The following is a 13299-nucleotide window of genomic DNA, read 5'->3' as shown; positions in this document are numbered from 1 at the left end:
GCCGTAAGGGACTTGGTTTGCGGAACCCATCAGGGCCAGCGGTCAAAACCGCGCAAACAGGCCGGACACACGACTGCTTCTGACAAATGCACAAATCAGATCAAAAAAGTCTTGCTATGCAGGAGCCATCCACACATGACATTCGCTGCGGTTGCCGCCATGCCCTTACTTAAAAAACGTAGTAGTACCTGCGCGGAACAGGCTCAGGACCCCGCGATTTTCGCCTGGCACCTGATGCACGGTTCCAAGACCAGCGGTGACCATGTCTGATCTGTCCGGGCAGTCAGATGCGCAGATGGCGCATTTCGAACCCTTCTTCGCCAAGGCACGTGGCGACCCTCGCGTTGATGATCGACGCGTATTCAGTGGAATAATCTTTATCAATCGCACTGGACGCTTGATTGGCCGGATCGACGGCGGTACGAACACAAAACCTTGTACCATCTGCGAATGCGAGGAAGGTCCGGTTGATCTTTTCGTTACGGCGAGAACCGCACGCGCCGTACGGGTCATTTACGGGTTGTGAGACCTGACATTCGGGCGAATGCCGACAACAAGACAATAAGGGCGATCCACAACGCGACACTGCGGGACATCCGGGCCGTCAGCCGAAAGCACCGCCTCGATTGGGCCCGTCCTCACCGGCGTTATGATGTTTGTGCAGCGTAACGGGCGATGCACTGACGTGGCAGATCAGGTTCTACGGACGGGCACTGTGATACTACAAATCGGAGAACGCTTTGGCGGCTATTTTCAACGCATAATCAATGTCGTCAGAGGTATGGGCCGCCGAGAGGCTGAGCCGAAAGTTTGACAAAACACCGTGGCGTACGAGATTTCTGTTGAATGCAGCCTCGACCGCGAAGCTGTCTTGGGTTTTCTCCTCGTGCCGCAAAATCGGCGTGTCGGAGAAGTTGACGACGCACGCGCCCGGAAAACCATGAATGTGGATGCTGTGGCCGTGCTGCTTGGCCAGTTGCATCAATCCCTCTCGGAATTGTGCGTCTAGGTCCCTGAACCGGAGATACATGGTATTTTGCTCATCTGCGAGCGTATCAAGTGCCGCGCAAACGGCAGCCATGGCCAGCGGGTGACCATTATACGTGCCCCCGATGACGGCGCTGTTCTCGACGAGTGGAGACATCACTTGTCTGGTTCCGCAAAACGCTGACACTGGAAAGCCATTGCCGATGGCTTTGCCCAAAACGGTAAGATCAGGCGTAACGCCAAACGATTTTTGCGCGCCACCCAGCGACATACGAAACCCGGTCAGCACCTCGTCAAAGATCAAAACGGAACCGTATTCGTCGCACACGTCACGGACAGCTTGGAGGTAACCCGGACGTGGCAGGCAACCTGAATTGTTGAGCATCACGGGTTCCATCAAGATGGCCGCAATGGAGTGCCCATGCTGGTCCATGCAGCGTCTCAGGCTTTCGACGTCATTCCACGGCAGCATCAAAACCTGCTCGAAGACCTGAGGATGCCGCCCGGCGGTATTGACCATACTGCTGTAGACATCGCCGGGTGTCTCGGTGGCGAGGGCGTGCATTCCGTCGCGCCCCCCCGGAACCCCGCCAAGAAGTTCATCGGCACTGCCGTGGTAATGCCCGTTGAACCTGATGATGGTCGAACGCCCGGTGGCAGCCCGCGCCACGCGCAGTGCGCCCAAATTTGCCTCGGTCCCCGAACAGGTGAAGCGTACCAGTTCGGCGCAAGGCACATGTTTTACGATTCTGGCTGCGGCACGCGCCTCAAGCAGAGTTGAGCCGGGAGACGCCGCTTTTTGCATCTGGGTCGCAACAGCCTTGGTGACGCTGTCAGCGCCGTGGCCAAGCAATGCCGACCCCATGCCAAGCATCATGTCCAAATAGCTATTGCCGTCGATATCAGTGACCCACGCGCCTTTGGCCCGATCAATGTATATCGGTTCAAAATTGCGCATTCGCCGATAGTTGGTGTTGACGCCAGCCGGGATGACGTGTCGCGCCACCTCGATTGCGCGGCGCGATTTCGGGCGGGACTTGTGTTCGGATTTGGCTTGCACGTTCATGGGTTCACCCCTTTTCGGGCTAGATCAGGGATCCTGATGATCCGCCATCCAGTCGGCACATCATTCCATTGGCGATTGGTCCCAGCGCAAAGACATGTTCGATGCAGGTGCGGCAGGATTCAAAATCAATCAACTCGTCGATCACCAGATTGCGGTTCGATTTGCGCAGGAACAACTTGGTGATGTCGCTGTCACTGACCCCTTTCTCTTTTGCCAGAGTGCTTAGTTCTGACAGCTTTTTTTCATTCGCGAGGGGGCCGAGCATGAGCATTGAGATGGCGGCATTCTTGGATCGGTTTGCATCTGCCAACCCCTGATACAGGACGCGCAACGCGGCCTTGGTGGAGGCATAAAGCGCCGATCCGCGATGGGCTGCAAAGGTCGATTCCGACCCGATGAAGATCGCGGCGGCAAACTGTTCCGGTGCGCGCCTTTCAAGCAGAGCACCGCAGAGCGCAGTGGGGATCAAGGCGTTGACGCGATAGTAGCTTTCCAGCTCAGCCACATCTGTGAACAGAATGTCCTGATTTGGATACGCGACCGCTGCGGGCACAATGCAATCCGGGCAGTGCCCAATCTCTTCGACGAGGTCCGTGACGTTGTCCACCTTGGCAAAGTCGGCGCGGATGTAACGAACGCCGTCCGGCATGTTCGCGCTTTCGTGTGGCTTGCGCCCAATCGCGACGACGTCGAGGCCAGCTTGCGCAAACTGGGCAGTCAGGCTGGCGCCCAGTCCGTTTGTGGCCCCTGTGATCAGAACACTTTTCACGACGGGTCCTCTGGAGCGTTTTTGCGGCTGACCAGAAAGCCGTTTGTCGTGCCAAGAAAGGCGGAGAACAATTTGGGACTGCGTCCAACGACGCGGTTATAGGTTTCTATCCCGCGCAGCTCGACGTCATTGTCGTCGAGGCCTTCGGCTGCAGCGAAATCGGCTTGGGCAAATGCGTCATCGGCGATCAGCAAGCCACCCGGTTTTAACGCACGGAACGCATGTTTGAGGTAATTGGGGTAGTCGTGTTTCGCGCCGTCCACGAACACCATGTCCACAGATTCCGCAGGCAAATTGCGCAAGTATTCTATGGCATCGGAGTTTTCGATGGACACCCGATCCCCCAAGCCCGCAGCGTCGACATTCTGCTGTGCCAACGCCGCCGCCGCCGCGTCAATTTCCAGCGCAATGAGCATCGCGCCGGGCGCAAGTGCGCGTGCGATATGGATGGTCGAATAGCCGAACAGCGCACCGATCTCGATGACCTTCCGGGGGGCGTGAATGGCGGTGAGCAATTGCAGCACGCGGCCTGCGTTGTCATCCACCTGAATGGCCGGCATCCGTTTATCGAGGAGCGAATGGCGCAGCACCTTGTCCAGCACCTCATCGCGTGGAGGCAGAACCGAACGGATGTAGGCCGTTGGGATTGTGGCCGCACTCATACCGCCACCAGATCAGGCGTCTGGGCAGGTTTGCCCGGACGTTCGGCGTAAAAGGCGTAGAGGCTTTCTATGTCGGGGATGTGCGATGGAAGCGCAAAGTCGAAACACGATGCCAGCTGGTCAGCGAGATGGGGCATACCTGCGATCCTATTGAGGTCATGGGGCATGAAGTGTTCGAACACTTCACAACTGTGCGCGGCGCCCCAAAGATAGGTGAAATTGCCACCCGGATTGGCGATGTACATCGGCCAGGTAAAGTATCCGACCAACTCGCTCAGCCTCACGTGCTGGCCAACGCCGAAGGCCCGGTCCAGAGCGTCGAAATGCTGGGACAGGGTCACCCCCGGGTATCGATGCAGCGCGAAATCCATCACGGAAATCACGGCCCTTTCCACGAATGTGCGCCGGTATTCGGTGATCTTGACCACCTGGCTTTGCTGAAGGCCGGCAAGGGCCGCGTTGGACAATCCGAGGCTTTGGCCAAAGGCCGGGTGATACACCCACTTCTCCGCCCACATGCTCAGAAATTCCAACCGTTCGATCGGCAGATACTCCAGCCCTGACTTGCTGGGAATCCGCTCGCGCAGCAACAGGTGGTTCATCGCATGGCCAAACTCGTGATAGAGGCTGTGAACGTTCTGGAAATTGATCTGCGAGGGGCGGTCCTTGGTGGGGACAAAGCGGCAGGCGACATAGGCTTCTGGCAATTGCTCTATATGCCCCCACTGCCCCCTGTTGCGCACCAGCAAGGTATGATTTGCCCCAAGGTCCTTCCCGTGCATGACCCAGAGGTCAAAGTTGATCCGACCAACCTGTTGGTCACAGTCAAACACATCCACTTTCAAAACCTGATCGGTGGAGTCCGGTGACAGATGATAGTCGACCCCGAAGACGGCTTTGCCCACTTTGAAGATGAATTCGACGCACGCGCTTAGGTCAAACAAAGGCGTGGCATCCCCGACAAATTTGCGACGCATGTAATAGCCAAAACTGTTCATCGGATCATCACACGGGCCCACGACCCGCTGAATGTCGGCAACGACGTCGCCATGGGCCTCGACTGCCTTGGCCAGCGTCCTGTGCAGAAACGCCTCGATATCGTCTTCGTGGACACGGCAACGGTTCAGTGTTTCGGCCAAGGGTGACCGATCACCGCGCAGCGCGGCGACTTTGTGGCGCACGTTGATCATCGCATCGACATGCGGCGCAATGCGCTCGCCGCGTTGATCCGTCAGCCGGTTCCAGAGTTTGCCCAGCTTGTCGCGGCGTGTGCTGTCCTCCATCCGGCTGATCAGACGGTAATAGATCACCGAAGGACGATGCGAGATGTCGCCCTTGCAGATTTTCTCCAACAGCTCTTTCTGATCCCGGCCAAGCGCCGCCACCTCGTCCTTTGCAGCCTGCTTGTGAGCCTCAATCTCTTCTTCCGCCCAGTCATAGGTTTCGCGATGCTTGGCTTCGATCTGCTCAATGAAGTCTTCTCGGGCCAATTCCACTTCCGGGTCGTCGAACGCGACCGCCTGCATCCGGTCGAGAAGTTGCTGATCAAGCGCGTCGTTTTTGAAAAAATCTGTGCGGTGGGGCAGCAGTTCCTGATAGTCGATCAGCGTGTCATTGGCCTCGAGATAGAGAAAGATGTAGCTCACATTGTTGAAGATCGCCGTGATCTCGACGAGGTCCTGTTCGGCCATGGGCTGACCCAACAGCGCATCCAGACGCTTGCGCATGGTCACAAGAGAGGTGCGCATGGATGACAAGCTGTCTCTTGCGGGGGGGGCAAGCGGATCAATCTGCATGGGGACCTCTGATTTTGTCGGGGAAAGAGAATTGATACAGGTTCCCATCATAGGACCCGCAAAACATGTGACGCGCGCCGCCAACGACGGGGGTTATGTTCATCGGGGGGGCGTGGTCCGCGAGCCCGAGAACTTGGGAGGATTCCCACAAAAACGCGCCGGTTTGGGCACATAGGCAAATCGCGTTACCCGACTGCGCCGTTGCCACGAAATCGCCCGATGGCGTGGTCGTGAAGGATGAATAATCGCGCGGCGCGCCAAACTCCGAGGTCCAGGCGACCTCGTGGCTTTTGGCGGATAATGCAATCACACGCCCATTGCTGCGCCCAAAGGCGATAATGCCTTGAGACAGCGCCGGACTTGCCGTGACCTTGCCGCCAAGATCGCGCTGGTCGAGCACGTCGCCCGTGTGCAGCGACACCGCCGTTACCCGACCGGAGACATCGGTGACAAAGACCTTGGCCAGACTTTCCAGCAGAACCGGCGATGCCTTGATATCTGCGGGCAGTTCCGTGACCCAACAGCGCGCGCCGTCGCGATCCAGTGCGACAACACTGTGACCGGAGCAATGGATTGCCATACCGCCGTCTGTGATTACCGGGCTGGCATAGGGGTTTCGAAAGGCTGCAAGAGCGCCGAATGCCTTTCCCCAGGGTGGCGGAAGGTCTGATTGGTAAAGGCGTTCCCCGGTCGCAAGCGAAAACCCGATGGCCTGATGATGAAACCCGGCAATGGCAAGCACGTCGGCTCCGGGTGATAGGGCCGGGGTCGCAAAAACAGGCACACCCACGTCAGCCTGCCAGCGAATGTCGCCTTTGTACCCGAAAACGACAGCCTCGCCCTTTGTGGTAACGACAATCACAGCCTCCCGGTCATCATCCACAACCAACGAAGCATAAACACCTGCGTTCAAACGGTGTTCCCAATATGCTTTGGACAGCATCGGATCGAAGAAGCGCACGTAGCCGTCATCGCTCGCCACGATGACGCCCGCACGGCGGATGATGGTTGGGGTTGCACTGATGGGCGCTGCGATATCGCGTTGTAGCTTGGCATTGTAAAATCGCATCCTGCGGTGCCCGCACAGCACCGGCTCGTGACACCAGTCGATCTGATTGCCAGACCCCTTGACCATGGCCTGTAGCTTTTGCGCGCGATGGCGAAAATCAGCGCCTTCGTCAAACACTGCGCAACTCTCCCATATTTGGGCCCGGCTGCTTTGCTGCGGCGACGAACACGATGGCGATGATGGCAGCCCCAAGCCAGCGGGATGCAAGAATCCAAAACGGATCGGCAAATTGCGCCGTCACCCACCACGCCAGTGGAATCGTCAAAAGGAAAGTGGTCCCGGTCGATGCCACAAACAGAACGCTGCTTTTTTCCTTTGCCACCAGAATTTGCGCGTAAAGCTGTTCGTAAAAATACGCGGGCAGGGGGATGAGGTAGGCAACCAAAAGCCAAATGACGAGGCTGTGGTCGATCTCTGCCCCGAGCATGGTATCGAGCCAGGGCAGAACGGCTGCGGTGGCCACAAGAGAGGCCACCGTCGCAACCGCCGAATACTTGGTGAGGCGCGGAATGATCGACGTCGCCTCCTGCGCGCTGCGCCCGTAGGCATAGGAATAGAGGACAAAGCTGGATGCAAAACACGCCTGCGGAATGCGGCAGAAGATCATGTAGATGCGCGTCGCCACGGCCGCAGCGGCCACTGCCCCCACACTGATTGTCCCAATAAGCATGAGTGGAACAATTGCGGACAGGTAGTCATTCAGGCGCCGCACCCCGATCCCCGGCCCCTTGGAGAGGATCGGTATCACCTCCGACCAGAGCCAGCCACGTTCTGTGTCTTGCCGCCACACGACACGCTTGCGCAGGCGGCTCAGGCACAGGGCCACCGCCGTTGTCGCCATGACGATCTCGGCTGAGAAGGTTGCCCACGCGACTGCACCGCTGGGCGATGGGAACAAAGCCAGCATTCCGGGCACGTATAGATAGAGCGCGTTGAAGACGACGTTGCTGCCCATGCCAACGGCAAGAACGATCAGGATCAGCTTTTTGTGCCCTGCAATCCGCAAGGTCTGGTTCGCCGCGCAATAGACCAAGAAGAACCCGACCCCAAAGAGGCGCGCGACCGAGTAATCCGCCATTGGCGCGACCAGCTCTTCGACCTGACCAGCCAGTTGATAGAACGGCGCGACGAGATCATGCATCAATGTCAGCGCGGCGCTCAGGCCGATTGCAACGCACAGGATGGCCACGACGAGGGGGAGGAACCGTTGCCCTAGTGACCCGGCACCTTCTGCCTTGGCAAGACGTGCGGCAAAGCTGTCGGAGAACCCCAAGACACCGGCAAACAGAGTTGTGACGAACAGGTCGGCCTGCCCCACTGCCGCGATCTGCGTGGCCCCGAACGGTCCGACCATGATCAGGTCAATGGCACCATAGCCGACAATGATAAGACCGGCCCAGAAATCGACGAGCGCATATCCGACAAAGTTCTTGCGAGTGGCGCTCGTATGTTCAGGCGCAGCCTTCATCAGGCGACATTGTCCAGATAGGCGCGTTGTTCGTTGGACAGACTGCCGAGCCCTTCAAGCGCCGTGATGAAGCTGCGCGCCGAAGTGCCAGACGTCTTTTTCGCCAGTCGCGCCCCGGCAACGATCACCGAACTGTTGGCCGGTTCAAAGTCATGCAGGAAGTTGTAAATTTCCATCGCGCGATCCTCGTTCGCTGCGCGTTCCCACATTTGACCCGCGGCAAACAGATGATGCGCAAAGTAAGGTGGCCCGAGCCGTGCAGCCGTTTCAAAGGACGTCGCGGCCGCTTCGAAATTTGCGAAGGCCGCATGGCATTCTGCGACTTCGCCGTGGCTGGCCGACCAGATCGGGTCAAGCTCCAGCAGGGCGGTGGCAACATCCCGAGCAGCGTCATAATCTCGCGTTACATACATGTGTTCTTTCAAAGTGGACTCGAAATAGGTCTTTTTCAGGTTCAGCTCGTAGTAGGTGGGACGAAGATCGATGGCCTCTTGCGCGTGGGCGTAAGCCGCCAGCATGTAATCCCGGGTGCCGGAGCGGTCGCCTCTGGCGGCGGGTACCATTGCAATGCCTCGATACCAGCTTGAGAGCGCGCCCGCATCTACCTTGTCCGGATCGCGCGACAGCTTCTGCCCAAGCGCCTCAAACCAGCGATAACCCGCGTCGCTCAGGAATTGCACTTTCATGTGCCACACCACGGCCGAGGATGCCGCGCTTAGCGCACGGTGCGGGGGGATTTGATCCGTCATGAGGCACTGTTGCATGGTGTCATAGCACCGCGCCATCATAGGCCGGTCGTCCAGGCGATTGGCGATAATGAACTCCAGCATCGCCAATTCAAATGCATCGCGCACAGACATCTGGTCATTTGGAATGCGATTCAGTAGTTTTTGGGCCAATTCAAAACGTGACAGGCTGACGAGAGCCGATGCCGTATTGGTGATATCGGGAATAGCTGCGCTTGCACTGTTTTCCACAAGCGTACGTAGTTCCAAAAACAATTTGGACGAATCTGGGAGAGTTTTTTCCATAGTATTGCGGCGCATATTTGAGAGTTGCGCAACCTCAGCCAAAACGTAAGGTTCAAACACCTGACCCAGGCAATACCCGTATTGGCCAATTGGGCGGCTATAAAATTGCTCAAGACAAGTTTTGGAAAACAGGTCTTGTTGAGTTTCTGAAAAATCGGAGACTGTTCCATCTATCATCAAGGAATGAAAGCAATTTTTGACCGGTAGCATTCTCGCTTACTCCTAATGTTCTTTGAAACTCTGAGGTGCGGATAGCGCAGAACGCTACCCGCAGGTATTTGCTCAGGCGTCTTCGTTCAGCAGTTCATCAAGCTCTGCATCGACGTCGATTTCGACGGTCTGATCAGAAACAATGGTTTCGGTTTCCATTGCTTCTGCTTCAAAGAACAGCTCAGGTGAAGAAGCACCAAAGAAAGCAGGCTTTTTTTCGGTTGTAAACTTAAGCATCGTCGTTCTCCTTTATTGAGTTGACGTTGCGCACTTCGCTGAACAACGTAAGCAAGCAACACCTCTAGCCATGGCAGAGTTTTTTCAAATCACAACTCACGATAGAATTTTTGGATAATTGCGCTGATATCCGCCTGCAACGATCCCGCGCGACACCGATTAACTGAATCGATGCCCATATTTTGGTCACGTAGACCCGATTTTTGGCAACCGGCTACCAGATTGAGCGACTCATCCTTTCAGCCGAGGCGGAAGCGTGGGTATCGCCCGCAGGCCCCGAGAGGCCGCATTATGCCCTTGCCGAAAACGGGACGAGTTCCGTCCGGTCCCGCACTCACAAGTCACGGGGACTATTCAGGTGGGCCGATCAAGGCACATCGCCCCTGGTTCTGCATCAGGTCATCAAGAACGGCCGTCTTTGTCACGACGCGGGACCCAATCGACACTATTGGAAAACCCTGCACTGCAAACCAGACCACGCCGCTTTTGAGTCCGGGTTTGCTGTGTCCGCTGTCTGCGTGGGTTTGCCGGTTCTTTTGGTGATATTGACGGTCTGTTGCTTTGGGTGAAGGCGGGCTGAAGCCCGCCCTACGCTTGGGGGTGGGGTTGGGGGCAAGATGACCTGAGGCGGGGTCAATCGCCGGGCAGGAAGGTGCGTTCGATCACCTCCATCACATCATCCATCAGGCCCGGACTGCGGGCTTCGGGGCCGGAGAAGCGGAGTATCCAGCCGGATTTGGCGTATTCGCGGCGGATTTGCAGTTTGTGGGAGATCTTGATCGAGCGGCGGGGGGCGGTCGGGGTGTCGGGGGCGGTTTCTTCGTATTTTGGGTTTAGGGCCTCGTGAATCACGGGTTCGAGGGCCGCCCATTGACCGGCGAGCGTGTCGCTGCGGGCGGTGCGGAGGGCATCGTTCAGCAAATCTTCCCACCCGGCGCGCATGGCCGCCGCCAGACGTTCGATGCGGGCGATGCTGAGGCGTTCGGGTGTGGCAAAGAGGCCGTCAAAGCATTGCACGGCCATGACAATGGAGCGCAGGCGGGTGCGTTTCTGGCGCGACAGGCCGCGGAACATCTTTTCTATGGCGTCGTCTTCGGTCTCGAAGAGCCCGTTGTGCAGGCATTGGTTGATCAGGCGGCCCTTCTCCCACGGGCTGATCTGGGCGCGGATTTCGTTTTCGGCGACCATGCTGGCGAGCGCGGCGGGGATGTCGGCGGGCTGGCGGAGGAAGGCGGCGATTGTGTCAAAGCCGTTCGCGGTGCAGGCGGCAAGCCGTCGGTGGCCCGAGATGAGGCCATAGCGGCGGCCCTCATGCGGTTCGGACAGTTCAAACAGTTCGATCGGTTGGCGCAGCCCTTCGAGGGCGATGGACATCTCAAGTTCGGCGGTGGCCTCGGGGTCGTGGATGTCCCGGTCGCGGGGCAGCGCGTCGGGCATGATCTGGGTGACGGGAATGTCGCGGAGCGGATCGGTCATGGGGGGCCTCATGGTTGCTGGGGTGCAGTATGAGGCGTGTGCGCGGGGTGTTGCGCGGTGGCGGAGGGCACCGGGCGGTGCCCTCCGGTCTTGGGTCCGGGATCAGCTTGCCGCGTCGGGCAGGATCACGGTGTCGATCACGTGGATCACGCCGTTGGAGGTTTCGATATCGGCGGAGGTGACGGTCGCGTTTTCCACCATCACGCCGTTGTCGAGGTCGATGGTGATGGATTCACCCTGCACGGTGGCGGCTTCCATGTCGTCTTGCAGGTCTGTCGACATCACTTTGCCCGGCACCACGTGGTAGGTCAGGATTGCGGTCAGCATGTCCTTGTTCTCGGGCTTGAGCAGGTTTTCGACGGTGCCTTCGGGCAGGGCGGCAAAGGCTGCGTCTGTGGGGGCGAAGACGGTGAAGGGGCCGTCGCCCTTGAGCGTGTCGACGAGGCCAGCGGCCTGCACGGCGGCGACGAGGGTTTCAAAGGAGCCTGCGTTCACGGCGGTGTCCACGATGTCTTTTTTCGCGCCGGCCAGTGTGGCGGTGGCAAAAGCAAGCGTGGCGGCGGAGGCCAGAAGGGTTGTGCGGATCATTAAAGTATCTCCCAAGGTTTGAGCGATGCGCCAGTGTGGCATCAATGGGGAAACGTGGCGGTGGCCGGTCTGGATCAGTGGGAAATTTTTCCACGCGGCCTTGAAACAGGGGCCGGAATGCCTAAGCCGGGGCTGTTGCGGGCGTCCACTCACGACTTTGTTAAGTCTGGCAAAAATCCGCTGGTGGCTTGTGCCCGGCGCGCGGGGTTTGCACAGTTGCGGCGACGCGGGTTGAGGAGACGGTGTGATGGGATTTGCGATGTCGGTGCTGGAGGGGTTTGTCTATCTGTTTGTGCTGGTGGTGGGGCTGATCGTTGCGGGGCTGATCGTGATGTTCGTGGTGGACCGCGTGCAGACGGGTGATGCGATCCGGCGGAATTATCCGGTGATCGGGCGGTTCCGGCATCTGTTCAGCCAGCTGGGGGAGTTCTTTCGCCAGTACTTCTTTGCGATGGACCGGGAGGAATTGCCGTTCAACCGCGCACAGCGCGAGTGGGTCAAGCGGGCGGGCGAGGGGCACAGCCTGACGGTGGCCTTTGGATCGACGCGGAACCTGTCGGTGCCGGGGACGCCGATATTCATCAATGCGGCCTTTCCCCCGTTGGAAGATCAGTATGCCCGCACCGCCCCCATGGTGATCGGACCCGGTGCAGCGGCGCCCTATACCGCGCGATCCTTTTTCAACATTTCGGGGATGAGCTATGGCGCGATCTCCAAACCGGCGGTGCGGGCCTTGAGCCGCGGCGCGAAAGAGGCTGGCATCTGGATGAACACGGGCGAGGGCGGGCTGAGCCCGATGCATCTGGAGGGGGGCTGCGACATCGTCTTTCAGATCGGGACGGCCAAATTCGGCGTGCGGGACGCCGATGGCAATCTGAGCGACGACAGGCTGCGCGCGGTGGCAGCGCACAGCCAAGTGCGCATGTTCGAGATCAAGCTGGCGCAGGGGGCCAAGCCCGGCAAGGGCGGCATCCTGCCCGCAGAGAAGGTGACGGCGGAGATTGCAGACATCCGCGGCCTACGGGTTGGGCAGGCGGGCATCTCGCCCAACCGGCACGCGGAGGTCGACGACTGGGACGACCTGCTGGATCTCATCCACCGGGTGCGGACGGTCACGGGCAAGCCGGTGGGGATCAAGACGGTGATGGGGGCCGAAGCCCCGATCGAAGATCTGTTCGCGACCATCAACCGGCGCGGGGCGGACTGCGCGCCCGATTTTATCACCATCGACGGGGGCGAGGGCGGCACCGGTGCCGCCCCCATGCCGCTGATTGATCTGGTGGGCATGTCGATCCGCGAGGCGCTGATTGCGGCCGTGGACCTGCGGGATGCTGCGGGTCTCAAGGATCGCATCCGTATTATCGCCAGTGGCAAGCTGGTGAACCCCGGCGATGTGGCTTGGGCCATTGCAGCCGGAGCGGATTTCATCACCTCGGCGCGGGGCTTCATGTTCAGCCTTGGCTGCATTCAGGCGCTCAAATGCAACAAGAACACCTGCCCCACGGGCATCACCACCCATGACAAGCGGTTCCAGCAGGGCCTTGTGGTGGAAGACAAGGAAAAACGTGTGACCCGCTATGCGCGCGAGATCATCCACGAGGTCGAAACCATCGCCCATTCCGTTGGCGTGGCCGAGCCACGGATGATGCGGCGGCGGCATGTGCGGATTGTGCAGGGCGATGGCCGGTCCAAACCGCTGAACACGATTGCGCCAAGTTACAAGTCGGTGACAAGCCCGTGAGGTGATATCATTTTGCCGGACACGCTATCCCATCTATGTGCCAGAGTGACCGGAACATGATCGGAGAGCACCTGAATGGCCCATCGCTGGAAGAATGACCTGACCCGCGCGGACGCGACACCCTACGCCGCCTTTATGAACCGCCGCCAGTTGATGGGCGGTGCATTGGGTCTGGGCCTGATCGGCGCAGCCGGGGCGG

12 protein-coding genes and 2 pseudogenes (1 of these 14 cut by a window edge) are annotated in these 13299 nt (G+C 58.9%); 4 read left to right on the top strand and 10 right to left on the bottom strand.

The genetic code is table 11. The features are described 5' to 3' along the window. Positions 1–270 (top strand): annotated as a pseudogene (locus Q1A85_RS20690) (hypothetical protein); the annotation flags it as partial. Then, positions 263–444: pseudogene (locus tag Q1A85_RS20685) on the top strand (IS5/IS1182 family transposase); the annotation flags it as partial. The pseudogenes Q1A85_RS20690 and Q1A85_RS20685, both read left to right, overlap by 8 nt. Before the next feature lie 277 nt (positions 445–721). Here the strand turns inward: Q1A85_RS20685 and Q1A85_RS20680 are convergent. The 10 genes from Q1A85_RS20680 to Q1A85_RS20635 form a co-directional block, all read right to left on the bottom strand. After that, the gene (locus Q1A85_RS20680) at positions 722–1945 is read right to left on the bottom strand and encodes an aminotransferase class III-fold pyridoxal phosphate-dependent enzyme (RefSeq protein WP_299694199.1); all 1224 of its coding nucleotides are present in this window, start codon (positions 1943–1945) and stop codon (positions 722–724) included. 127 nt (positions 1946–2072) lie between these two features. After that, entirely contained in the window at positions 2073–2822 is a 750-nt protein-coding gene (locus Q1A85_RS20675; protein ID WP_299694196.1) for an SDR family oxidoreductase, read from the bottom strand. Further along, a complete protein-coding gene (locus Q1A85_RS20670) occupies positions 2819–3484 on the bottom strand; it encodes a class I SAM-dependent methyltransferase (protein WP_299694193.1) in 666 nt (221 codons plus the stop codon). The genes Q1A85_RS20675 and Q1A85_RS20670 overlap by 4 nt, the downstream gene beginning before the upstream one ends. Beyond that, on the bottom strand, positions 3481–5232 hold the full coding sequence (locus tag Q1A85_RS20665; protein WP_299694190.1) for a M3 family metallopeptidase: 1752 nt from the start codon (positions 5230–5232) through the stop codon (positions 3481–3483). The genes Q1A85_RS20670 and Q1A85_RS20665 overlap by 4 nt, the downstream gene beginning before the upstream one ends. A gap of 37 nt (positions 5233–5269) precedes the next feature. Next, the gene (locus Q1A85_RS20660) at positions 5270–6466 is read right to left on the bottom strand and encodes a PQQ-like beta-propeller repeat protein (RefSeq protein WP_299694187.1); all 1197 of its coding nucleotides are present in this window, start codon (positions 6464–6466) and stop codon (positions 5270–5272) included. Beyond that, positions 6459–7817 carry an MATE family efflux transporter gene (locus Q1A85_RS20655; RefSeq protein WP_299694184.1) on the bottom strand — a complete coding sequence of 453 codons (1359 nt, stop codon included), beginning with the start codon at positions 7815–7817 and terminating at the stop codon, positions 6459–6461. The genes Q1A85_RS20660 and Q1A85_RS20655 overlap by 8 nt, the downstream gene beginning before the upstream one ends. Continuing rightward, positions 7817–9058: a hypothetical protein gene (locus tag Q1A85_RS20650; RefSeq protein WP_299694181.1), complete on the bottom strand. Its 1242-nt coding sequence runs from the start codon at positions 9056–9058 to the stop codon at positions 7817–7819. Before Q1A85_RS20650 ends, Q1A85_RS20655 begins: the two co-directional genes overlap by 1 nt. Before the next feature lie 72 nt (positions 9059–9130). Continuing rightward, complete coding sequence (locus tag Q1A85_RS20645; protein WP_299694178.1) at positions 9131–9295, bottom strand: hypothetical protein; 165 nt, start codon at positions 9293–9295, stop codon at positions 9131–9133. A gap of 633 nt (positions 9296–9928) precedes the next feature. Next, complete coding sequence (locus Q1A85_RS20640; protein WP_299694175.1) at positions 9929–10771, bottom strand: ParB/RepB/Spo0J family partition protein; 843 nt, start codon at positions 10769–10771, stop codon at positions 9929–9931. 102 nt (positions 10772–10873) lie between these two features. Then, positions 10874–11359 carry a fasciclin domain-containing protein gene (locus tag Q1A85_RS20635; RefSeq protein WP_299694172.1) on the bottom strand — a complete coding sequence of 162 codons (486 nt, stop codon included), beginning with the start codon at positions 11357–11359 and terminating at the stop codon, positions 10874–10876. A 247-nt stretch (positions 11360–11606) separates the two neighbouring features. Here Q1A85_RS20635 and Q1A85_RS20630 point away from each other — a divergent pair, with 247 nt between their 5' ends. Together Q1A85_RS20630 and msrP are read left to right on the top strand one after the other, a co-directional pair. After that, complete coding sequence (locus tag Q1A85_RS20630) at positions 11607–13100, top strand: FMN-binding glutamate synthase family protein (protein WP_299694169.1); 1494 nt, start codon at positions 11607–11609, stop codon at positions 13098–13100. 75 nt (positions 13101–13175) lie between these two features. Next, positions 13176–13299 carry the 5' portion of a protein-methionine-sulfoxide reductase catalytic subunit MsrP gene (msrP, locus tag Q1A85_RS20625; RefSeq protein ID WP_299694166.1) on the top strand. It continues 779 nt past the right edge of the window, so only the first 124 of its 903 coding nucleotides appear in the window; it begins with the start codon at positions 13176–13178; its stop codon lies beyond the right edge, outside the window.

The sequence above is a fragment of the uncultured Tateyamaria sp. genome (assembly GCF_947503385.1).
Classification (GTDB): domain Bacteria; phylum Pseudomonadota; class Alphaproteobacteria; order Rhodobacterales; family Rhodobacteraceae; genus Tateyamaria.
The sequence above is the reverse complement of the archived record's forward strand: the minus strand, read 5'-3'. Positions and strand labels throughout refer to the sequence as shown.

Coding starts and splice junctions, on each gene's coding strand:
- Q1A85_RS20680 (WP_299694199.1), bottom strand. CDS start 1,945: ATGCGCAATTTTGAACCGATATACATTGATCGGGCCAAAGGCGCGTGG.
- Q1A85_RS20670 (WP_299694193.1), bottom strand. CDS start 3,484: ATGAGTGCGGCCACAATCCCAACGGCCTACATCCGTTCGGTTCTGCCT.
- Q1A85_RS20665 (WP_299694190.1), bottom strand. CDS start 5,232: ATGCGCACCTCTCTTGTGACCATGCGCAAGCGTCTGGATGCGCTGTTG.
- Q1A85_RS20655 (WP_299694184.1), bottom strand. CDS start 7,817: ATGAAGGCTGCGCCTGAACATACGAGCGCCACTCGCAAGAACTTTGTC.
- Q1A85_RS20650 (WP_299694181.1), bottom strand. CDS start 9,058: ATGCTACCGGTCAAAAATTGCTTTCATTCCTTGATGATAGATGGAACA.
- Q1A85_RS20645 (WP_299694178.1), bottom strand. CDS start 9,295: ATGCTTAAGTTTACAACCGAAAAAAAGCCTGCTTTCTTTGGTGCTTCT.
- Q1A85_RS20640 (WP_299694175.1), bottom strand. CDS start 10,771: ATGACCGATCCGCTCCGCGACATTCCCGTCACCCAGATCATGCCCGAC.
- Q1A85_RS20635 (WP_299694172.1), bottom strand. CDS start 11,359: ATGATCCGCACAACCCTTCTGGCCTCCGCCGCCACGCTTGCTTTTGCC.
- Q1A85_RS20630 (WP_299694169.1), top strand. CDS start 11,607: ATGGGATTTGCGATGTCGGTGCTGGAGGGGTTTGTCTATCTGTTTGTG.